22 protein-coding genes are annotated in these 21,748 nt (G+C 37.3%); 18 read left to right on the forward strand and 4 right to left on the reverse strand.

Annotated elements, in window-relative coordinates; all coding sequences use genetic code 11:
• Nucleotides 1–23: 23 nt before the first annotated feature.
• Nucleotides 24–413: a hypothetical protein gene (locus ACN6MX_RS02160; protein ID WP_419961043.1), complete on the forward strand. Its 390-nt coding sequence runs from the start codon at nucleotides 24–26 to the stop codon at nucleotides 411–413.
• An 89-nt stretch (nucleotides 414–502) separates the two neighbouring features.
• A complete protein-coding gene (locus ACN6MX_RS02165; RefSeq protein ID WP_419961044.1) occupies nucleotides 503–895 on the forward strand; it encodes a hypothetical protein in 393 nt (130 codons plus the stop codon).
• Nucleotides 896–1,547: 652 nt separating this feature from the next.
• Here the strand turns inward: ACN6MX_RS02165 and ACN6MX_RS02170 are convergent.
• Nucleotides 1,548–1,976 carry a YwpF family protein gene (locus ACN6MX_RS02170; protein ID WP_419961045.1) on the reverse strand — a complete coding sequence of 143 codons (429 nt, stop codon included), beginning with the start codon at nucleotides 1,974–1,976 and terminating at the stop codon, nucleotides 1,548–1,550.
• 256 nt (nucleotides 1,977–2,232) lie between these two features.
• Between ACN6MX_RS02170 and ACN6MX_RS02175 the strand changes: the two genes are divergently transcribed.
• The gene (locus tag ACN6MX_RS02175; RefSeq protein ID WP_419961046.1) at nucleotides 2,233–2,640 is read left to right on the forward strand and encodes a single-stranded DNA-binding protein; all 408 of its coding nucleotides are present in this window, start codon (nucleotides 2,233–2,235) and stop codon (nucleotides 2,638–2,640) included.
• Nucleotides 2,641–2,731: 91 nt separating this feature from the next.
• On the opposite strand, the gene ACN6MX_RS02180 is transcribed toward ACN6MX_RS02175, so the two are convergent.
• The 3 genes from ACN6MX_RS02180 to ACN6MX_RS02190 form a co-directional block, all read right to left on the reverse strand.
• Nucleotides 2,732–5,443 (reverse strand): DEAD/DEAH box helicase, encoded by a 2,712-nt coding sequence (locus tag ACN6MX_RS02180; RefSeq protein WP_419961047.1) that lies wholly within the window; start codon nucleotides 5,441–5,443, stop codon nucleotides 2,732–2,734.
• Nucleotides 5,440–7,020: a hypothetical protein gene (locus ACN6MX_RS02185; RefSeq protein WP_419961048.1), complete on the reverse strand. Its 1,581-nt coding sequence runs from the start codon at nucleotides 7,018–7,020 to the stop codon at nucleotides 5,440–5,442. The genes ACN6MX_RS02180 and ACN6MX_RS02185 overlap by 4 nt, the downstream gene beginning before the upstream one ends.
• A 142-nt stretch (nucleotides 7,021–7,162) precedes the next feature.
• Nucleotides 7,163–7,561, reverse strand: coding sequence for a helix-turn-helix domain-containing protein (locus ACN6MX_RS02190; protein WP_419961049.1), 399 nt, complete (start codon nucleotides 7,559–7,561; stop codon nucleotides 7,163–7,165).
• 166 nt (nucleotides 7,562–7,727) lie between these two features.
• Between ACN6MX_RS02190 and ACN6MX_RS02195 the strand changes: the two genes are divergently transcribed.
• The 15 genes from ACN6MX_RS02195 to argC all read left to right on the forward strand — a co-directional run bounded on the left by ACN6MX_RS02195 (nucleotide 7,728) and on the right by argC (nucleotide 21,747).
• On the forward strand, nucleotides 7,728–8,102 hold the full coding sequence (locus tag ACN6MX_RS02195) for a hypothetical protein (protein ID WP_419961050.1): 375 nt from the start codon (nucleotides 7,728–7,730) through the stop codon (nucleotides 8,100–8,102).
• Between the two features lie 413 nt (nucleotides 8,103–8,515).
• Nucleotides 8,516–8,956 carry a transcriptional regulator gene (locus ACN6MX_RS02200; RefSeq protein ID WP_419961051.1) on the forward strand — a complete coding sequence of 147 codons (441 nt, stop codon included), beginning with the start codon at nucleotides 8,516–8,518 and terminating at the stop codon, nucleotides 8,954–8,956.
• A gap of 381 nt (nucleotides 8,957–9,337) precedes the next feature.
• Nucleotides 9,338–10,150, forward strand: a complete 813-nt coding sequence (locus ACN6MX_RS02205) for a flagellin (protein WP_419961052.1) — start codon at nucleotides 9,338–9,340, stop codon at nucleotides 10,148–10,150.
• Between the two features lie 166 nt (nucleotides 10,151–10,316).
• On the forward strand, nucleotides 10,317–11,690 hold the full coding sequence (locus tag ACN6MX_RS02210) for a S41 family peptidase (protein WP_419961053.1): 1,374 nt from the start codon (nucleotides 10,317–10,319) through the stop codon (nucleotides 11,688–11,690).
• Between the two features lie 16 nt (nucleotides 11,691–11,706).
• Complete coding sequence (locus ACN6MX_RS02215) at nucleotides 11,707–12,387, forward strand: hypothetical protein (protein WP_419961054.1); 681 nt, start codon at nucleotides 11,707–11,709, stop codon at nucleotides 12,385–12,387.
• On the forward strand, nucleotides 12,384–13,643 hold the full coding sequence (locus ACN6MX_RS02220; protein WP_419961055.1) for an efflux RND transporter periplasmic adaptor subunit: 1,260 nt from the start codon (nucleotides 12,384–12,386) through the stop codon (nucleotides 13,641–13,643). The genes ACN6MX_RS02215 and ACN6MX_RS02220 overlap by 4 nt, the downstream gene beginning before the upstream one ends.
• 656 nt (nucleotides 13,644–14,299) lie before the next feature.
• Nucleotides 14,300–14,560: a YhdT family protein gene (locus ACN6MX_RS02225; RefSeq protein ID WP_419961056.1), complete on the forward strand. Its 261-nt coding sequence runs from the start codon at nucleotides 14,300–14,302 to the stop codon at nucleotides 14,558–14,560.
• Complete coding sequence (panF, locus tag ACN6MX_RS02230) at nucleotides 14,557–16,005, forward strand: sodium/pantothenate symporter (RefSeq protein WP_419961057.1); 1,449 nt, start codon at nucleotides 14,557–14,559, stop codon at nucleotides 16,003–16,005. Before ACN6MX_RS02225 ends, panF begins: the two co-directional genes overlap by 4 nt.
• 15 nt (nucleotides 16,006–16,020) lie before the next feature.
• Nucleotides 16,021–16,923: a DMT family transporter gene (locus ACN6MX_RS02235; protein WP_419961058.1), complete on the forward strand. Its 903-nt coding sequence runs from the start codon at nucleotides 16,021–16,023 to the stop codon at nucleotides 16,921–16,923.
• A gap of 112 nt (nucleotides 16,924–17,035) precedes the next feature.
• Nucleotides 17,036–17,428: a hypothetical protein gene (locus ACN6MX_RS02240; protein WP_419961059.1), complete on the forward strand. Its 393-nt coding sequence runs from the start codon at nucleotides 17,036–17,038 to the stop codon at nucleotides 17,426–17,428.
• A gap of 103 nt (nucleotides 17,429–17,531) precedes the next feature.
• Nucleotides 17,532–17,894, forward strand: coding sequence for a hypothetical protein (locus ACN6MX_RS02245; RefSeq protein ID WP_419961060.1), 363 nt, complete (start codon nucleotides 17,532–17,534; stop codon nucleotides 17,892–17,894).
• Nucleotides 17,895–18,127: 233 nt separating this feature from the next.
• Complete coding sequence (locus tag ACN6MX_RS02250) at nucleotides 18,128–18,757, forward strand: hypothetical protein (protein ID WP_419961061.1); 630 nt, start codon at nucleotides 18,128–18,130, stop codon at nucleotides 18,755–18,757.
• 171 nt (nucleotides 18,758–18,928) lie between these two features.
• Complete coding sequence (sigI, locus tag ACN6MX_RS02255; protein ID WP_419961062.1) at nucleotides 18,929–19,678, forward strand: RNA polymerase sigma-I factor; 750 nt, start codon at nucleotides 18,929–18,931, stop codon at nucleotides 19,676–19,678.
• Nucleotides 19,675–20,568 (forward strand): anti-sigma factor domain-containing protein, encoded by an 894-nt coding sequence (locus ACN6MX_RS02260; RefSeq protein WP_419961063.1) that lies wholly within the window; start codon nucleotides 19,675–19,677, stop codon nucleotides 20,566–20,568. The genes sigI and ACN6MX_RS02260 overlap by 4 nt, the downstream gene beginning before the upstream one ends.
• Nucleotides 20,569–20,712: 144 nt before the next feature.
• The gene (argC, locus tag ACN6MX_RS02265) at nucleotides 20,713–21,747 is read left to right on the forward strand and encodes an N-acetyl-gamma-glutamyl-phosphate reductase (RefSeq protein WP_419961064.1); all 1,035 of its coding nucleotides are present in this window, start codon (nucleotides 20,713–20,715) and stop codon (nucleotides 21,745–21,747) included.
• Nucleotide 21,748: the final 1 nt, after the last annotated feature.

Here is a 21,748-nt window from a genome sequence, read left to right on the forward strand (position 1 = left end):
TAATGTAGGAGGTTTTATGCTTCATGTATAATGAGTTGTCATCAGGGATTAAAAGTAGTATTACTAGATCTATAACTAAGGCATTTGAAATATATATGACGAATATCGGTTGGGATGAAGAGCTTTTTACTATTGAAGACTTTGTGAAAAGTTGGCAATTGTATATTGTTGAATCTGCCACTTGGTTTGAAAAAGTACCTCAAGAGGTAAAAGAAAGTCCTGAATTCCATGAAGAAATAGCACTGAAAATAAATGCCTCTATCGAGAAAATTTTATCAGAACCAGTTAATGAAGATCTGATAGCTGCCATTGAGATTATGCAAGACAAATTAGATACTCATTTTAAATATGGCTGCAAAGCAGAGGCGTTATACGTTGAATCGCTTCTTAAGGAAATGCAAAAACAGGTATAAATACCATAGGATAGTTCCTTTTTTCTTGGATAACCTATCGTAAGTCACAAATAAGTGATGACGATATCTAAGAAAGGAGGAATTTTTTTATGTGGAAGAAAGTCGTTCCTACTGTAGCTTTATGTTCTTTTTTGTTAGTTGGGTGTAACAATACGAAGGATGCTATCCCAAACAACAATGAAACCCCGATGGAGGACGTACGAGATGATGTAAATACTCTATCGCCAAACACAAACAACGGGATGAATGACCATGGGAATGGAACGTTAAACGATGGAACTACTAACAATGGAACCCTCAACGACGGAACACTTAATAACGGAACAATGGATGGCGATAATGGTACCGGAAACGGAACTGGAACAGGTAATGAAAATGGTACAGGCAACGGCAATGTAAACAACGGTAAATGGATTAAAGAACCAAACACAGAGCTAGATGATGATAAATTGATAAACGATAAAGACAATAATATTAAATAATTTGTGAATAAATCAAAAAAAGATGCTGGCTCCTATTTGGGGGTCAGCATTTTTCGATAATTTCGCAAGTAAATGGCATTGGAGAGCAAGTAAACATAGATAGAGCGCAAGAAACCGATGGAGTAAAGCAAGTAAATATAGCATGACCGCAAGTAACCGTCACGTCAACGCAAGTAAAGAGTTATCGACTGCCGCTGGAACAAAAAATCACCGGAAAAAATGGATAATTATTCCGTTTCGCGAGTAAATGGCACTTGTGAGTAAGTAACCATACATAGAGCGCAAGTAACCGATGAAGTAAAGCAAGTAAATATAGCTTGACCACAAGTAACCGTCACATCAACGCAAGTAAAGAGTATCAATTGCTTCTAAAACAAAAAATCGCTAAAAAAATGGATAATTATTCCGTTTCGCAAGTAAATGGCATTGGAGAGCAAGTAAACATAGATAGAGCGTAGGTAAACTGCTGGAGTAAAGCAAGTAAATATAGCATGACCGCAAGTAACCATCACATCAACGCAAGTAAAGAATTATCGAGCCTATGGGCGGAAAATATTTTCACTAATAAAAAATCCCTGCAAAATTCACAGGGATTTCAGTAACAAATTTAATGTCCGTTCAATCAACAAAACTCCATTAGCAAAAGCCGGTATTACTGATCCTTCTTCAAGGCAGGTCGAATTTTCATATCATTTTCAAATTTGGAGAGTAACTCTTCGCCAGTTAATCCATCCTTGATTAGCTCCGCAAGCAAAGACTCTGCGTATTTTCTTCTTACTCGTTTCAATGTCCCTTTAAGCAAAACGGAAAGATGATTGCCAATTTGTTTAACAGAATAGGTCGCTACTTCAAAATGAGCGGGTTCATTTTCTGGATAAGAAATAATAACTTTTACATCATATACTTCATTAGACATTTTTAATTCATTAAAATAATTTTCGTTTTTTTGATCAGTAAATAGTTCTAAGATCCAAGAACGGCTTGAATTTTCCTGGTTGATAACAATGCCATCCTCAATTGTTATTGGCACTTCTTCATGGTCAGAAATAATACTTATTGAAATCATTTTGAAAGTTTTCATGCACAGATCCCCTTTGGAAAAGCATTAATTAGTTTCCATTATAGCATAGTGATTTAAGTGAAAAAAATAATAGTACAAACTATCAAAATAGCAATATTAAAAAATAGAAAGTCGATATAGAAAGGGTTTGAATGGAAGGAAGATTAAAGAATTCAATTTTGTGCGTGAAAAGTACTTGAAAATTAAATTGTAAGCTTTTGCCAACAATTTATACTGTCGGTATGATATGGCTAATGCTAATAAAGGAGGTGACAGATTGAACACTGTTTCGATAATCGGGCGTATGACGAAATCTCCACAATTAAAGCATTTGTCAGAAGGGAGGATGCAAACGGGTTTTGTAGTCGCGGTGAATAAAAGCTATAAAAATGATGAAGCGGATTTTGTGTTATGCACAATTTGGGGGAAACTCGCTGAAACAACCGTCAAGTATTGTGGTAAAGGGTCTCTTGTAGGGATAACAGGTAGACTTAATACAAGGTCGTATGAGAAGGAAGAGGGAGCTAGAGTATTCGTTACAGAAATAGTTGTGGAGGACATCCGATTTTTAGCAACAAAGAAACGAGACGAGGAACAACCAGTACAAATGACACAACAGCCAAATAAGAATAATGAGAGTGATTTTGAATTTCCAGTAACAACACCAAAACAACTACCAGTTTAATGATTGATAAGGCCGCAATCCTATTCAATGATTATCAAAAGAGTTAACCCTGACCGAAAATTTGTTTGGTCAGGGTTTTAAAAAAACATTATTAAATAGACAGTGTAAGTAAATCTTTTATGTCATGATCCGACATTTCAGTGATCCACTGACTAGAATGTATTAACTCCTCTGATAGCGCCTGTTTCTCGACTAGGAGCTTATCAATTTTCTCTTCAATCGTCCCAATTGTTATGAACTTATGGACATGAACAAAGTTTGTCTGCCCTATACGATATGCCCGATCGGTGGCTTGGTTTTCAACTGCTGGATTCCACCATCGATCGGCATGGAGCACATGGCTTGCCGCAGTTAAGTTTAGACCAGTTCCACCAGCTTTCAAAGATAATAAGAATACAGGAAACTCTTTTGCTTGGAATGCTTCTACCAAATGATCACGCTGATTTTTAGGCATACTACCAGTCAAAAATGGAGCATCAATTTCATATAGTTCTGTTAAACAATGCTGAAGTAAATGTCCCATCCCGATATATTGTGTAAAGATCAGACATTGCTCACCACGCGCTGCAATTTCGCCGGCAAGTGTCACAATTTGAGCCAGCTTCTCTGAACGCTCAAGCATATCCTCCGCATCATCAAAAGGCTCTTTTAAATAGAGTGCGGGGTGATTACAAAGCTGTTTCAACTTACTTAGCATTTTGAGAATGAGACCTTTTTTCTCGAACCCAGTAAGTGTGTCGAGCTTACTAACGGTCTCTTGTATAAGTGATTCGTACAAAGCCGCCTGCTCTGTAGTAAGGGCACAATACTCTCGTTGCTCCAACTTTTCTGGCAAGTTAAGCTGAAGCTCTGGATCCTGTTTCGTTCTTCTTAATAGGAAAGGCTGAATTTTCACTCGTAATTTATGCTTTGTTGTATCAGAATTATCTCGTTCAATAGGTGCAATATAATTTTCTTGGAACTTACGGAACGAACCTAAATAACCTTTATGGATAAAGTCAAAGATAGACCATAGCTCTGATAATCTATTTTCAACAGGCGTACCAGTCAGGGCAATATGGTGACCACCAGTTAACTTCCGAATAGCACGTGATTGCTTTGTATGCATATTTTTAATGTTCTGTGCTTCATCTAAAGTAATACTGGTCCATATAATTTCTGAAAGTGAATCAATATCTTGCATAGCAGTTCCAAATGTAGTGAGAACCACATCACTCGTCATATCAATTTCTTTTGTCCGAGAAGATCCATAATGTGTTTGTACTTTAAGTGAAGGAGCAAACTTCGCAATTTCTTTTTGCCAGTTACCTAACACGGAAGTTGGGCAAATAATAAGCGAAGGTGTCGACTGCTCCGTATTTTCATGGACATGTAGTAAATAAGATATCAACTGTATCGTTTTTCCGAGACCCATATCATCTGCTAAGCAGGCTCCAAATTTTTCATTTCGCATAAAGACGAGCCATTCTAATCCTTGCTGCTGATATGGGCGTAAAGTCGTCAATAAATTAGGAGAAATCTCCACAGAAGGGAAACCTTTTTTCTCCGAGAGCTGTGTCATAAGAGTTTGTAATGACTTTTGCATTTCAAATTCAAATAATGGATCCACATCAGTTTCCTCTTCGTCATCAAGTGCGAGTGCAAGTTCTTCAGGAATTTCACGGAACAGTAGCTCTTTTACAGTCCAATTCTCATCCTCAGATTTTCTTATAAGTTCTCGAACTTCATGCATCCAAGCAGAGTCGATACGGAACCATTCATTGCCAGCCTGTATAAACGAACGATTTTCATTTACCATCTGTTGAAACTCATCGGCTGAAATCTCTTGGCCGTTCAAAGAAAAACTCCAATTAAATTGCAGTATTTCATTTAGACCTGCAGTAGTTTTATATGAATTGGCTGTCTTAGCTACCGTTTTAATGCGCATTTTTGTATCTTTTACGGCCTTCAGCCACGCAGGTAAAACAATCTCAAAACCAAGTGCCTGTAGTTTCACTAGGTCATCACGAAGAAACATCCGTACTTCTTCATCAGTTAATGTGGAAGAATAGAATGTTTCTGGATTTGTTTGATCGATGGATGAAATAAGAGAAAACATTTTTGACTGTGTTTCTTCTATAAAATCACTAAATTCAACCCATTTATCAGGCAGTGCCTTACCTATAGGCAATGATTTCTTTCGATATGCAGGTGTCCAGTAAACACTGCTTTTTTTTCCACGAACTACTGTCTCTAGCAGCCATGTATCTTCCATTGCTTCCGGTTCAGACAATCTAAGTGCAACTAATAAGCTTGGATGAGTAGCTTGCGACTTGATCGGCCAGCCACCTCGTTGGAAAAATGGAATAAGCGGCTCGATATCCTCCATTGATAACCCGGATTGGAAAAGCTTTTGTTTAACAGCATTCCCAAGAAGTGCTTGCCCACTATCATCGATTGGTGCAGTAATTTTAAGTTCATTTCCTTCTACGTTTATAAAGTTCCATAAGTCAGGCGTTACCCAAACTTCTGCTGTGTCTTTGAATGTTTCTAACCATTTATTAGAATCTTCATTGACACCATCAAATAATATGAATGGATTCATTTTTCTAGAAAAAAGTTCAACTAACTCAACGGGAGAGGCGATAAGTGCATCGTCTTCTATTTGAGCATTAAGACCGAAAAAGCTTTCTCGATGATTTAAATATAAAGATGGTATCCACTTTTCGGCAGGTATATTTATCGAAACTAAGCGAAACTGTCCGTTTTCCAAAGGGTGAATATTTAAAGAAAATTCTTTCTTAATAGATAAAGGCTGAGTCATAATGGTAGGTTTCCTTTCTCTATTTCTTGTTGCAGCGCACGAAGGCGGCGATACTTTTCGCGAACATTTTCTACGTATGCATTCCAGTAGTCAGTATCATTCGATTTTTTAGCGGCTTGTTTCATTTTCTTCCAAATCCGAACAGCCTGTTTGTAGCTATAGCGATTTTTCTCTTGAATGAAACGCATCGCATAGTGATGATAAAGTGGAAGTAAAACGTCAGGAGCCTCTTCTTTTATAATCGAAAGTCCACAGGCTTCCGCATACTCTAGTGAGGAATTGGCTGATTGATGGAGGGCCATCCAATCATAGTAACGCTTTTCCTTAATGAGTAAGTTCGAATAAGACTGTAAGCCATACAGTCCAAAAGATTGATATACTTTTTCTAATTCGGCAGGCTGCAATTGAACTGTTTCAAATAAAAGCTCTAATCGACGAATGAGTATAACGCGTGATGGATTTAGTATTACCTCGTTTAAGTAATAAGAAACATGAGGCAACAGCTTTCGCGCTAAGTTGGTACCTAATTCTTTTTTGCCAGTTTGAAGTGCCTTTTCACACACTTCTACCCACTCAAGTAACTGGTTTGCTTCCATTTTTTCCGCGGCTATTAACAGTTCATCGGTCATGGACAAGGTTAAGTAAAAGTATGGTAGTACCATATTTAATGACATATCATCTTCTATAGTTTCTAGTGCCTCTAAGTATTTAACTTCCTGCATTCTTTTGTTTTTGTCTGTTACGAGTGCATCCCAAAAGGACAGATACACTTGCTTTCTATAGTGTACAAGGTTTTCCATATCGAAGTAAAAATGATGAATACGCACCATTATTTCCTCGTAAAATGGATCTGCTGCGAACATACGAGGTTTCGATGATAGTTGGTTTAAATGATCATTCAGCTCATCCAGGTATTCGTTTAAAAAATGAAGAACTCGATTTTGCATATTTGACTGTGCCAGAGGTTCAATATAAGGCCAGGATTTTATGAGTATAGAAAGTTCAACATACACATCGAAAATTGGCTGCCACTCGCGTTCAAATGGACGGGACTTTCGAAGTTGCGATTTCAAATCATGAACAGCAAATTCAAGTAAATAAAAACTTGTAGGTGGATAATTAGAGATAAATTTACGGAAAAAGTTTTCAACTATAATATCCCAACTTCTCGGACTACGTTCATCTTTTAGCAAAGTCAGTTGGACCTGATCGGCTTGTGAACGCCATTCAGAAATCCACGTAGACAAGGAATCATTTTGTTGATACAAATAAAAAACCGCTGCCACAATATGTCTACACGGTTTATGTATAGGACAAGGACAGTGAAAATTATCTTTTGTAATATGATATTTCACTTCAATATTCGTCACATCGCGTATCGTAAAATCGACCCGATGTTCTTGAGGGTAATAATTCGTTATAGAAACAGCACCGTTGCGCACAAAAAAAGCGGCACGACGAACAAGCTCCTCATCCTCTAACAAAGCAGGATGTAGCTTCTTCGCAATTGTATCCATAGACTGGTGAATCTGTTTATTATAATGGGTTGCAAGTTTTTGATAAGAAGTAAGGTTCAAACGGATCTCTCCTAAGAAAAAAGGCTTTCCTTCCATTATACGTTTAAAACCTGCTGATTAAAAGCTGAACCTAAAACAATTTGACTAAAAGGCGACGTAATAGCAGAAAAAGCCTCTACTTACCGTAATGTAAGTAAAAGCTTTAATCTTTCTTTAATCGATTTAAAATGTATTTTCTTCGTTCTTTGTCACTCTTGGCAAATTTAACGATATCCATGGTGAAATCACGATATTCTTTCAAGTGAATGACTTCATTCACATATTCATCTTGAAAGGTTTCTATGTATCTTGCTTTACTTTCCCTAGCTTCTAAAATCGGATTTTCACTTTTATAGCGTTTATCTTGGAGCATAAATAAAAACTGATCATCTGGAATTTTGTATTTTTCTTTTATTTTTGCTAGCAACTCAATGGAAATATTAAGATCGCCTTTTTCATATTTTGATAAGGCGGAATGATCTATACCTAAAATTTTAGCAGCTTCCATTTGTGTAATGTCTAGTCTTTCACGATAGGCACGCAAATGCTCTCCAAATATCATACTCATCCCTCCCATATACAATGCAAGGATAGCGAAAATAGAAGGACAATGAATAAAAATCGCTAAATTAGAGATATTCATAAAAAATATGAATATCTATAGTATAAGGAGTATACATCCACTAACATTAATGAGAAATATAGGAATTAATATAATGTAAAAGGAAGTGATAGCTATCGAAAAAATACAATTTTACATACCGTCCTTACTGGAATTTCAAAATAAACATTCAAGAAGGACTGAGGAAGAGATAAAGGTTGTTGGTATAAAGAAAAAGTATATAAAGTATTTTAGTGGATATCATGATAAAGAAATGACTCATATTGATCAAATTGTTGCGGAGGATTTCACTATTTATGATTTACAATTCGATTCTAACACCAAACTATTATCTTTTTATCTAGAATATGAAAGGGAGTTTAACCAATCAAAAGTACTGGAAAAAGTATTCCAAACGTTTATCGTTGAATACAACCCGCACTCATTCGGCTTTTTCACCATAGCAAAAGGAAAACGTAGACCAAGAACTTTAGTAAAATAAAGCCAAGTTAAAAAAGCGGATACAGAATACATTCGCTTTTTTTATTTGTCATATTATCGAATACAAGGAGTTTTAATAGGATCTTTTGATCATATTTATCGCCAGACTAGAGACAATTATCAGCATCGAAGAGCAAGTGCACCAATGAAATCCCTTATTTATAAATGGAAAATTATGCCGTTTATCAAGTAATAGCCAATTGAGTGCAAGTACTCAACTCGGGACTGCAAGTAAACAAGCAAACTCCGCAAGTATCTAACATCGAAGAGCAAGTAAATGAACCAAGCTCCATGGTCTTAGTGGTAAGTATTTCCCACCTGTAAAGTATATTTTTAGTTACATTAACTACACGAAATGAAGAAAATATGATAAACTAATAGTAATCAGAAAATTCTATTAAAGGAGAGGAGAATATGATACTAGTACAGTTAATGAAACCATTTTATACAAAGTTTGAAGGGAATAGTATTAAGATGGTTTTTGCCTACCAGTATTTTTCTATAAGGAAAGATGATGAGCTGTTTCATTTTATACCAGTGGAGGGCAAAGAAATCATTTTAAATGCGCAGACATTACAAGTAGAAAATTTATCGGAAGTCTTTGTTTTTCAAAAAGGAAATCGATTTATTAGATTGCCACTCTATCAATTATTACTTGTGTCAGATATCCATACACATTTACAAACAATTTTAGAAGAAGCAAACCAAGTCGACACACAAGAAGTTTCCATCGCAGGCGTGGATGAAGTAATCGTATTACTAGAACAGCAAAACTTGGAACGCATGATTGACTTTGCTTTGACGACAAAAAATAAGTCATTATTCAACAAACTACAAAAGTATAAAAAAAATTAACGGAGGATGTTACATTGTATAACTTTATCAACTAGAAAACACCTAACGAATAGAAATATTACGATAGGTGTTTTTATGTGCTTCCCAACTCAATAAGATGTAAAAAAGTAAAGAAACAATACAAATCCACTTGATCCAAGAACTCCAAACAAAATATCCCCCCAATTAAATCCAAACTTGTCGATTTTCATTTACAAAAACTCCTTTCCTGTCAATTTCCCGGGAAATAACTCGATTGTCTTTCAAACTTTACATATATACTCTCCTAAACTGAAAGGTATTAATCATTTTCAAGCGAATTATATTAAGAGTTCCCACATATTGAAAGATATTACAATGACGACGATATAAAGTTAAACGGATCAAAAAGGAGCTGAGATGATGCTTGGAAATTGGAATGCTACTGGACTATCTATTTTAAGGAACATGAATTCCCATTGGGCAATGGTAAATAAATCGATGGAACGCATTTCCTCTGGATATCGTATCAATCGAGCAGGTGATGATCCAGCAGGACTAGCCATCTCAGAGAAAATGCGTGCGCAAATTCGTGGGCTAGGACAAGCTTCAAGGAATATCCAGGATGGGATTTCCCTTGTCCAAACTGCAGAAGGTGCACTTAATGAAACACATTCTATTTTACAAAGGATGAGAGAGCTAAGTGTTCAATCAGCAAATGATACGTTAACTGACAAGGATCGGGATCAATTAGCAATAGAATTTGAAGAACTAAAAAAAGAAGTCTCTAGAATTTCAAAAGATACTGAGTTTAATACAAAGTCGTTATTAGATGGATCCCAAAGCTCTATTAAGATTCAAGCTGGTGCAAATGCCGGACAATATATTGAGCTGTCATTTGGCAATATGAATGCCACTAGTATTGGTGTACAGGATTTATCCATTTCTACTAGAAATGGTGCAGACAAGACGATTGAAGAACTCGATAAAGCAATTCAAAAGGTTTCGAGTGAACGCTCCAAAATGGGGGCTTATACAAATCGATTGGAGCACGCCTATAATAATGCAGTTAATATGGAAGAAAATCTGACTGCAGCGGAATCTAGAATTAGAGATGTAGATATTGCAAAGGAAATGATGGCACTTACTAAAGCAAATATATTAATGCAAGCCAATCAATATGTTCTAAGCTTGCATATGCAACAAGCACAGGGAGTACTGCAGCTACTCAAATAATCAAATAAAACAACGGTTATCTTATCTGAAGAGATAGATAAATATAAACTTTTTACACATAATATATCCAACTACGGATATCTTCTAGAAAAAGTATAGAAATATCTGCAGTTCTTGTAAATTTCAGTTAAAATAGGTTTATAGATATTGAAAAGGGGGAAACGGGATGAAGAGGTTTACTGTCTTAGCAGCAATCATCATTGGATTAATCTCAACGCCGATTTCCACATTGGCAGCACCACTAGATGAAGTGAAGAGTATAGTTCGTGTGCACTATAAAGGGGAGCTCCCCTCTAATATAGAAGAAATAGATTCTATTGAAGAAATAATGGAGCAGTTAGATCCCTACTCTGCTTATTTTACGGGTAAGGAATATGAGTCATATACAAACACCATCAATAATACGACGACCGGAATTGGTGTGACCATTGAGGAACATACGAGTGGTATTCAAATTGTCGGTACATTTGAAGGAGGGGCAGCAGGGCAAGCTGGAATTTCTCCTGGTGATATCATTCTTTCAGTCGATGGTATATCGACAATTGGCATGACGGTTCAACAAGCTTCTTCTATCATCACGGGTAAAGAAGGAACCACAGTACAGCTACTAGTTTTGAAAAGTAACAATACGAAGCAAATGTATAACATTACGCGTAAGAAATTTACGATTCCTGTCGTAATGAAAGAACTCTTGGCAGGCAATATAGGTTATATAGGGATGAACTCTTTTTCCGATGAGGGAGCAGTCCTCGTACAAAAAGCAAAAGATGAACTTCAAAAGTTAGGTGCAACTTCGTTTATACTAGATTTACGTAATAATGGAGGAGGATATGTACATACAGCAGAAGAGCTTATTGGTTTATTTCCCAACAGTCCCGATGCATTTAAAATTATTACAACTAGTGAGTCTATGTTAACTAAATCGACGAAGCAAAACTCGTTATTTCCTGCCAACACGAAAGTATTAGTAAATGGGTATAGCGCAAGTGCGTCGGAAATGACTGCAGCAGCGCTACTAGACCAAAACTCAGCATCTCTTTATGGGCAGACAACTTACGGAAAAGGTTCGATGCAATCTTTTTTTAACCTTTCTGATGGATCTATTTTAAAATTGACGATTGCAAACTTTACTGGACCTAAAGGCACCCCTATTCACAAAACGGGTGTGAAACCGAACTATGAAACAGCAGTAGGCTACGAGCTAATACAAGCACACAAAGATGCATTAGTGGAAGCAAATAAAAACTATAAAAAAATGTCCGCATTACATAATGTACCGACAACGAAACAATTTAGCATTACTTTTTCCGACAATATAGTACAAAATGCAAAGCAAAAAGTGGAATTAATAAAACTAGGAACTACAGATATCGTTCCGGTAACAATTGAACCAAAATCATCGAAACAGTTCGTTGTCACACCAACAGCACCACTAGAAAAAGGAGCAGCCTATCTATTATTCATCCATCCGACTTTCCAATCGAATGCAGGGATCATGATGAAAACTGGGGCCTATGTGGAAGTAACTGTTCAACCATAAGAGGGGGAACACTTGAATGTTTTTTGAATTTCGGTTTTGGAAATATCTTTTCAATAGAAACGATCTCATTATATCGTTAAAGGATGATGCAACGATGCGAGGCTTTCAGAGTCGAGTATGGTTCATCGCAATCTTCGGAATCCTACTATACGCCCTACGAGATATTTGGGGATTACATACGGAAGAACTAACAGCTCTATTTGTCAACGGCTACGAAGATACTTTTACAATTGCTAGAATCGTCTCTTTAATAGGGACAATAATTTGGTCATTATTATATATGGGCTTTCATTTCTTTGGAATTGCGTTCATCTTACATAAAGTTACGGATGTGGAATTATCAAAAGTAGCGGTCCTACAATTATTTGTTGTAGCTCTTTTATTAATGGAAAAAGCATTTAACTTTTTTCTGTACACAATAGTTGGCTACGCAACGAATTACTCCGTTCTTTCATTTGGTCCACTAGCAGCAACATTTATCGAGCATTCGTATGTCAATTATTTCTTTAATGAATTGTCCCTAATTACAGGATTAATAATTGCTATTCAGTTTCATTTTTTACGATCTTTTACAACGATGTCCACTCGTAATCTATTTCTATTATTAATAATAATTCAAGTGATTTTAGCCTTTATCACAGCAGGCTTTGAAGTACTCCCAATTGAATCATGGATCGAGGGGGGGCAAACCAAATGAATAAATGGTTAACAATAGGGGTTTCCATAGTTGTCTCAATTTTTATCGGGGCAAATGCGATCCTAATCTATTCGGATAAAAGTCAAATCAGTCGCACATTTTACGTGAGTGAATATGATCGTGTGTATGAAAATACATATGCAAAGGAACTAGAAAAAGAATCTATAGTAGTTCCCGCAAATGAAATAACTGTAACGATTGATGTAGAAGCAGTTAATGATATTGTTGTCGCGGAGGGGGATCGCGTGGAGGAAGGTGCTGACCTTGCTACACTGAAGACAGATTCTGCTGAAGACCAGCGTTCATTGTGGGAAACGGAGAAACAGGCTTATACGCTGGAACAGTCGAAGCTTCGTACTATCATCAGGGATCTAGAATCTGACCGTTCTGAAGCAGATTCTAGTTCATCGGGCGATAATCAGGCAACCGGTGGAACGGCAGATGAGATTGTAGATGTAAATGTTCAAGTAGACGTAAATGTTTCCCAAGACGGTAACTTTGCTCAGGGTATAGCTGATGCTAAGCAAAAACAAGCAGAAATAGATAGTAAACTTCAAATTATCGATGCTCAGCTTGCGCAAGATTCAGGTGGTCTTTCTTTATTAAGTCCAATAAGTGGTACTGTTTCAACTATAGAAGAGCGTAACGGAAACTTTTTTATACACTTATATGTAGATGAAAAATCCGTCATCACTTACGTAAAAGAGTCCGATTGGCACGACATTGAAGTAGGACAAACCGTTAAAATCTACTCAACCCATCGAGAAGGAGTAGTAGAAGGAAGCGTTTCAGGCAAAACACAAGTACCTGCAAATGCATCCAAATGGCTAACAGCATACGAGCAATTTGAACAGAAAATTGGCGAACCTGTCTATGAAGTTCGAATTCAGCTAGCAGAACAACTAGATACCCTGCCTTTTGCAGCGAATCTAAACTCAGTAATCATTACAAACCAAGCAGAGAACGCTGTACAAATAAAATCAAAATGGCTACTAAACCGCTCCAAGAAAGCAGCGGAAGTATACACGCTCACAAGTGACGGCAGAATTGCTCGTACTCCTGTTACCGTACCATTCGATTTGAAACAACATGCCGTCCTTTCAGAAGGACTAAAAAATGGTAACGTCGTCCTCAATGTAGACCAAAAAACAGACAACGCCGAGGCATTCCTACCATTCCCATTAGACCTCCCAACCTGGAACAGCATCAAAGCTGTCAATTGGAAAGACTACGTAAAATACTTGACCTATAAATAAATACCGTTGAAAACAACCGGAAAGCACGACGCTTCCCGGTTGTTTTTATGGAGGATGGATAAATTCAGCTATACGAGAGAGAACTAGGCTTATACGAGAGAGCCAAGCATCCATGTGAGAGAGAAATGTGCTTATACGAGAGAGAATCCGATCTATACGTGATTGCCGTGCTGTACGAGAGAGAACTAGGCTTATACGAGAGAGTCAAGCATCCATGTGAGAGAGAAATGTGCTTATACGAGAGAGAATCCGATCTATACGAGATTGTCGTTGTGTACGAGAGAGAACTAGGCTTATACGAGAGAGAATCCGATCTATACGAGATTGCCGTGCTGTACGAGAGAGAACTAGGCTTATACGAGAGAGCCAAGCATCAATACGAGAGGGAAATATGCTTATACGAGAGCGAATCCGATCTATGCGAGATTGTCGTGCTATACGAGAGAGTCAAGCACCTATACGAGAGGAAAATGTGCTTATACGAGAGAGAATCCCGATTTAAACGAGATTGCGATTCTATACGAGAACGAACTAAGCCTATGCGACAGACACAACCGCTCTACCACCTTCCCCAGCCTTTTCATCCAACCTCTTAACAACTGAATTCATCTTCGTTATACTAAAGTGAATCATTATGAACGACAGGAGTGGATGAAATGGATCCTAGATTTAAGATTGCACATCGAGAAGCGCTGATTGGTGTTGCGCTAGCGATTGTACATTTTATATGGTGGTTTGGTTTTGCATATGGGCTTGGCTCAAAACCGGTAGAGGAATATACATATATTCTTGGTTTCCCAGATTGGTTTTTTTATAGCTGTATTATAGGTTTTATACTTGTGGCAATTACGATTATTGTTCTTGTGAAATTCGTGTTGAAGGATGTTTCGTTAGAGGAAGAGGGGGATGAGCTGTGAATATACAAGTAATCTTCCCAATGATCATTTTTCTTGCCATTATTTTTTTCATTGGCTTTTGGTCTAGTAAGAAATTAGAATCATCAACAGGTGGTTTTTTACAGGAGTACTTTTTAGGTGGTCGTGAGCTTGGCGGATTTGTGCTAGCCATGACGATGGTCGCTACATATGGTAGTGCCTCGAGTTTCCTAGGGGGACCAGGAACTGCATACACGATGGGCTTTGGCTGGGTATTACTTGCGATGACTCAAGTAGTGACAAGTTATTTTGTCCTGCTTATTCTTGGGAAAAAGTTTGCGATTTTAGCTCGAAAATATAACGCTATCACATTAATAGATTTTCTGAAAGTGCGCTATAGCAATAGTAAAGCGGTTGTATTACTAGCGGCTGCTAGTATCATTATCTTTTTATTTTCCGCAATGACCGCTCAGTGGGTTGGTGGCGGTCGTTTAATCGAGTCGTTAACCGGTTTGAAGTATACGACGGCGTTATTTATTTTCGCTGTATCTGTACTTGTTTACGTAGTCATTGGTGGTTTCCGAGCAGTGGCGGTGACAGATGCCGTACAAGGCGGGGTCATGGTCATTGGGACGCTCATACTACTAATCGCAGTTATCATTGCGGGCGGTGGAGTACCGAATATTATGCAGGACCTTTTGAACGAAAATCCAAAACTAGTGACTCCATATGGCAATGAAGGAAATTTATCTGCCGCCTATGTATCGTCATTTTGGATACTTGTAGGAGTAGGGGTTGTGGGGCTTCCACAAATGGCAGTGCGCGCAATGTCCTACAAAAATACACGCTCTATGCACCGTGCACTAGTGATTGGCACGCTAGTTACTGGTTTTATCATGCTGAATATGCATCTCATAGGTATTTTCGCAAGACCAGTTATGCCTGGGATTGAAGTGGCAGACACTGTCATTCCGCTTGTTGCACTGAAAATTCTACCTGCATGGCTTGCGGGGGTAGTACTTGCTGCGCCACTTGCTGCAATCATGTCAACAGTAGATTCCCTGCTCATCCTAGTGAGTTCTTCTATTGTAAAAGACGTTTATATTAACTACATCAACCCAAATGCAACCGAGAAAAGAGTAAAAAACTTAAGTTTTGGGGTAACGACACTTTTGGGCACCATCGTCTTTTTATTAGCTTTAAATCCACCTGAATTATTAATCTTCTTGAATTTATTTGCTTTTGGTGGACTTGAGGCAGCCTTTATTTGGCCGATTGTGCTAGGCTTGTACTGGTCATATGGCAACAAATACGGAGCAATCGCATCGATGATTACAGGAATCGTTTCCTATATCGCACTCCATTTTTACAACGAAGCATACGGCAATCTATTTGATATTCATACAGTGGTAATCCCGGTTATCTTATCATTAATTGCGTATGTGTCATTCAGTTTATTGATCAATAAAACAAAATATATATATTAATAAGGAGATCCTCAGATGAATAAATGGAAAATATATGCAATGCTCGTATTTGTCATGTTCGCTTGGGGAGCTAACGTATCACTACTCAAATATATGGTGGAAGCAGTGCCACCCGTAACACTAACTGCATTTCGAATACTCGTAGCGGGTTTAGTCGTACTACCAATTTTATGGAAAATGAAACTACTACGTAAACCAACATCCGGTGAATGGAAGTACATTTTACTCGGAACGCTCACCAATGTGGTTGCCCATCACTATTTTCTAAACATGGGCTTGTCCATCACAAGTGCAACCCACGGGGGTTTAATCTTAGGAACAGGACCTATGCTGACTGCAATATCAGCGGCGATCATTTTAAAATATTTCCCTTCTAAATTTCAGTGGTTAGGACTAGTAATTGGTCTAACAGGGGTTGGCGTATCCATCCTAGTAGGCAGTGAAACTATGGGAGCAAATCTAGGTGATTTCTATGTATTCCTAGCAATACTTGTCCAAGTATTAAGCTTTATGGTAGTGAGTAAAGCTGCTAAAACATTAGATCCACGATTACTCACAGTCTATATGCTACTAATTGGTGCGGTAATTTTATTAGTGATTAGTCTCATTCAAGAGCCAGGTGCCATTAAGCAGTTTGGAGCAACAACACCAACCTTTTGGACAATATTCTTAGCGTCTGCAGTCGTCTCTACTGCAATTGGTCATCTTATGTACAATTACGCGGTAGGACAAGCCGGTGCAACGAAAGCGGCAATATTTATGAACTTAAACCCATTATTTTCATTAATTATATCCGCACTATTCTTAGGAGAGGTGTTACAGCTCAATCATTTCATAGGCCTTATCTTAATCGTAGCGGGTGTCATGTTAGGTTCAGGAGCCGCCGAAGATTTATGGAAAAAACGAAAAAACGTCTAAGTGGGTCATTATGGCCAAGTATGCATAGGTCTAATTAATTGAATTGATTTGTAAAACAGTGCTTTTAGTTCTATAATCAAATATAAGATTATAGAACAAAAGGAATGATTAAGTGGACTATAGAGAATTATTAAAACAGATCAATAATAGCATGGAAAAATTAGATTTGATATCTGCAAGAAAATATATAGAACAAAACCTCCAATTAGTAAGCGATTATAGACATCTGCTGCGTAGTAATGCAAGAGCATTATTTGACTTTTTAAGAAGTGAAAAAGACTCCGGGCGTGAGCCGTTAAACAGAAGAGAGATGACAATTATCTATTCTATAAATAGATATGCGAGTGCCTTTGATATTCGTGGGTTAAAATTGCTAGTCAATAATTACCCTGAATTGCTAATGAGACAGGAAATTCAAGCTTATTTAAATGATGATGCTTTAACCCTATTAGAAAGTATGAATGTAATTCAAAAGTATCAAGAACCAATCCCGGCCTTACAGTGAAAACCCCATATATTGCGTTAGTCTAGGTTCAAAGTGTCCATATACACAAGGAAACCTATAGCCTATACTTATATAAAGGCTACTTTGCAAAAGGAGCAATATAATGGACTTTCGAGAATTATTAAAACAACTTGATAAAAGTATGGATAGTTTAGATTTAGTGTCAGCTAGAAAGTATATCGAAGAAAATATAGATATTTTAACAAAAAATAGACAGCTTTTACGAGGTAATACTAGAGCAATGTTTGATCTCATCAAACAGAAAAAAGCTACAGGTGAAAAACCTTTAAGTCGCCACGAGATGACCGTAATCTATTCTATAAATACGTACGCTACTAAATTCGATCTCACTGGACTCAAATTAATAGTGAACAACAACCCAGAACTCTTCCTAAATGAAGAAATAAAACAGTACTTAAACGAAGACGCCAAAACGCTCCTCCAAGGCATGAAAGTACTCCACTAAAAAAGAACGCATAAACTGCGTTCTTTTTTTATGGGATAAATTGGATGATTATTTTACTCCGAAAGTAACAGCCTCACTAGAGTAAGTATCCAATAAACAAGTTCAAGTATTCACCGGTCGATCGCAAGTAAAAATAAAATTCACTCCGACCCCCATAAAAAGAGCAAGCCCTTCGAATAACTAAGTGTCGGTACAAAAGACCAAAATCTATACGAGGTGATGAGACTATGCAGATGAAATTCAAGAAAACTGGAGCGGCCCTATTAGTAGCGACCATTACGGTAGCTGGATCCAGTTATGCGTGGGCGAACGAGAATCTGTTTGATACGGTAGATTTGAACGAGGTGCTTAATAAAAAAGAAACTGAAACTCTTGAAGCACCGAAAACTTCTACACCAAACACTGCAACACCAGTTGTTACAGAAGAGTTGGATATTGAAATTCCAGAAGGATTCCCAGTTGGAAACTTAGCAGCCCTATCCAAAGCATACGAAAATGCCGGAAATGAAACTGCTAAAGCAGCGATAAAACGCAATGTAGAACGGGCCATTGCAAAATTTAAAGCTGAACAAACAGAGCATAAAACAGTGAATCCTGTAGTAAAACCTGTAAAAGAAGAACCTGTAGTGAAACATCCTACAAATGAAACTAAACATGCTACAAAAGAAGAAAGAAAAGCTCTACAACAAAAACAAAAAGAAGAACGTAAAGCACTACAAGCTGAGCATAAAGAAGAAAAGAAAGCTTTGGAAGAAGAACACAAAGCTGAAAAACAAGAAAAGAAAGCTTTGAAGGAAAAGCACAAATCTGAAAAATACAATGCCAAAAAACACGAAAACAAAAAGAACAAGGACCAAAAATAAATCCATTTCAAATAAAACACTATTTTTTGAGGATGAAATAAAACGTGTAGATACTTTTAATTTCGTCTAGTAATATAAGACAATATCAAAACAAAAATAGCACCGCTTTTCATTCTCTACTCAGCCGAGTACAATTATAGGCTAAGGGAAACATGAGAACGGAGGGTATGTATGCTCTTGTCAATTATGCAAGGTCTATTCAAAACAAAATCAAAACAAAATACGCAAGAGCTGATAACAAAGGCGCAAGCAGGTGATAAGGAGGTTCTAAATAGCCTCCTTCTTGCCCATACCCTATTTTTGAAAAAAACAGCCAGTTTCATATGTAAACGACCTATTGATGAGCAAGATGAAGAATTCAGCATTGCGTTAATTGGATGTCATGAAGCGATAATTGCATACAATCCAACTGAAAATACTTCCTTTCAAACATTTGCCCACTTAATTATTAAAAGACGCCTCATTGATTTTATCCGAAAAGAAACCGTTCGAAATAATAAAGAATTACTCTTCGATAACGGTGAAACTGAGTCGGAGGATGATCATTTTTTATTAAGACAGCATGCAGTAACTACATATTCAGAAGAGCAATTTACAGTATCGAGAAGAGAAGAACTTATAAAATACAGCAAATTGTTATCCAACTTTAATTTATCATTTGACGAACTGACAAAAGCAGCACCGAAACATAAGGACGCGAGAAAAACAGCCTTTCAAACTGCTCAAATTATTGCAGATTCAGAAGAGCTTTATGCATCATTAATAGAAAATAAAAAACTACCATTGAAAGAAATAGAAGCACTGGTGGAAGTCTCAAGAAAAACATTGGAACGACAACGGAAATACATAATTGCAGTTGTCCTTCTATTAAACAGTGACTTCGTTTATATAAAAGACTACGTGAAAGGAGAAATCATATGATGCGCAAATATAGAGGCATTGTTTGTGAAAAGAAGGCGACCTACTCTGTTTTTCTCACAGAAGATGGTGAATTTCTTCGTGGAGTTCCACTTATTGCAGCCGTTCAAATAGGCGATGAAGCAGAGTTTCATCTAATTGCTTCAGCGCCACCTATAAAACGGATGAAACCAATTTTCATAGCGCCAGCCATAGTAGCAGCAGTCCTACTCATATTTTTAGTTGCATCATGGTTTCCCCAAACAACTACCGCCTACGCCTACATACAAGTTGAAGGTGATTCGACTATTGAAATTGGAGTAGACGAAGGAGGCAAAGTTATTTCCCTTCATTCATCTACAGAAGAAATGAAAGATTGGGAGGGCCAATCGATTAATTTGGTATTAGCAAAAGCAGTACAGCAAGTAAGTACCGACAAGAAACAACTTGCTGTTACAACCGTTTATGAAAATGAAGACAAACCGAAGCTAAAAAAACAAATTGAAAAAGCAGTCAAAGAAGTAAAAAAAGCAAAATCATCTCCAGAAAAGAATTCTATAGAAACAAAACCGAAAAATGCAAAACCTAATAAACAAGAGAAAACAAAGCCTCCTGGACAAATTAAAAAAGAAGAAAAGATACCAAATCCAAATAAACCAGCAACAAATAAAGAACATAAGAATCCACCTAATCCGAATACTAAAAAACCAATGAAGGATAAGGGAAATAAAAACGAATCAAAAATAAATAAAGAACGGCCGACAAAAGAAAACAAACCAACAAATAATCGTCATAACAATCCAGGTCAAGAGAAGAAGAAAAAGAACAAAGATAAATCGAATAACGGAAACAACCCTTATAAAGATAACAACAACAACAATGGCAATGGTAAAAATAAAAATTCGGATAACTAAATCCGACCCCCTTTGCGCAAACTGAAAGGGGGTTTATTTTCATTAAATCATCAGATAAATATTCATGAATTAGTTAAAAATACATTTGACTTTATAATTATGCAGTATTATACTAATCATTATCTTACGGTTGGAGTGATAAGAATGAAAATAGGAATTATAGGAGCTACGGGTTATGGTGGTCTAGAATTAATAAGATTATTGCATAATCATCCAGATGCCGAGCGTATTGATTTATTCACTTCTTCAGAAGAAGGAATACAATTTTCGAATAAATATACACATTTAATGAATATTCACGATCAAGCGCTTCTAGCGATCGAACATAATAGACTTACAGAATATGATGTCATTTTTACGAGTACTCCCTCAGGGGTATCTACAGATATTTTACCCTCTTTAATAGGAAGTGGTCCAAAACTTATTGATTTGTCTGGTGACTTCCGTTTGAAAAACCCAATAGATTACGAGCAATGGTACAAAAAAACACCGGCTCCATCTGACGTATTAGAAAAAAGTGTCTACGGTCTAACGGAGTGGAACGAAGCCGCAATCGGGCAGGCAGATCTAATCGCCAATCCAGGGTGCTACCCGACGGCAGTTTTACTATCTTTGCTGCCGTTACTGAAGGAAAACCTAATTGACGGGGCGAATCTCGTCATAGACGCAAAAAGTGGTGTATCAGGAGCAGGTAACAAGCCATCTCAAATGACACACTTCAGCGAAACTAACGAAAACACTGCTATTTACAAAATACATCAACACCAACATATACCGGAAATCGAACAGGCGATTAATATATTTGCGGGCCAAACAGCACCGATCACTTTTACAACGCATCTCGTTCCGATGACGAGAGGAATTCTAGCGACAAGCTATGCCCCTCTTAAACCGAACGTAACTGAGCAACAATTGAAAAACGCTCTGAAAGAAACATATGCATATGATCCATTCGTCCGAATCATTGAACAAACGGACAAATTCGGTACCAACCAGGTATACGGCTCTAATTTCTGCGATATTCACGTGAAAGTCGACCCGCGCACAAATCGCGCAACCATCGTTTCGGTCATTGACAACCTCGTAAAAGGAGCAGCTGGCCAGGCAATTCAAAATATGAACGTGCAATTTAATCTCGACCAAACGACAGGGCTTCAACAAGTCCCACTATTCATCTAGA

The sequence above is a fragment of the Psychrobacillus sp. BM2 genome, from assembly GCF_048572895.1.
Taxonomy (GTDB): Bacteria; Bacillota; Bacilli; order Bacillales_A; family Planococcaceae; genus Psychrobacillus.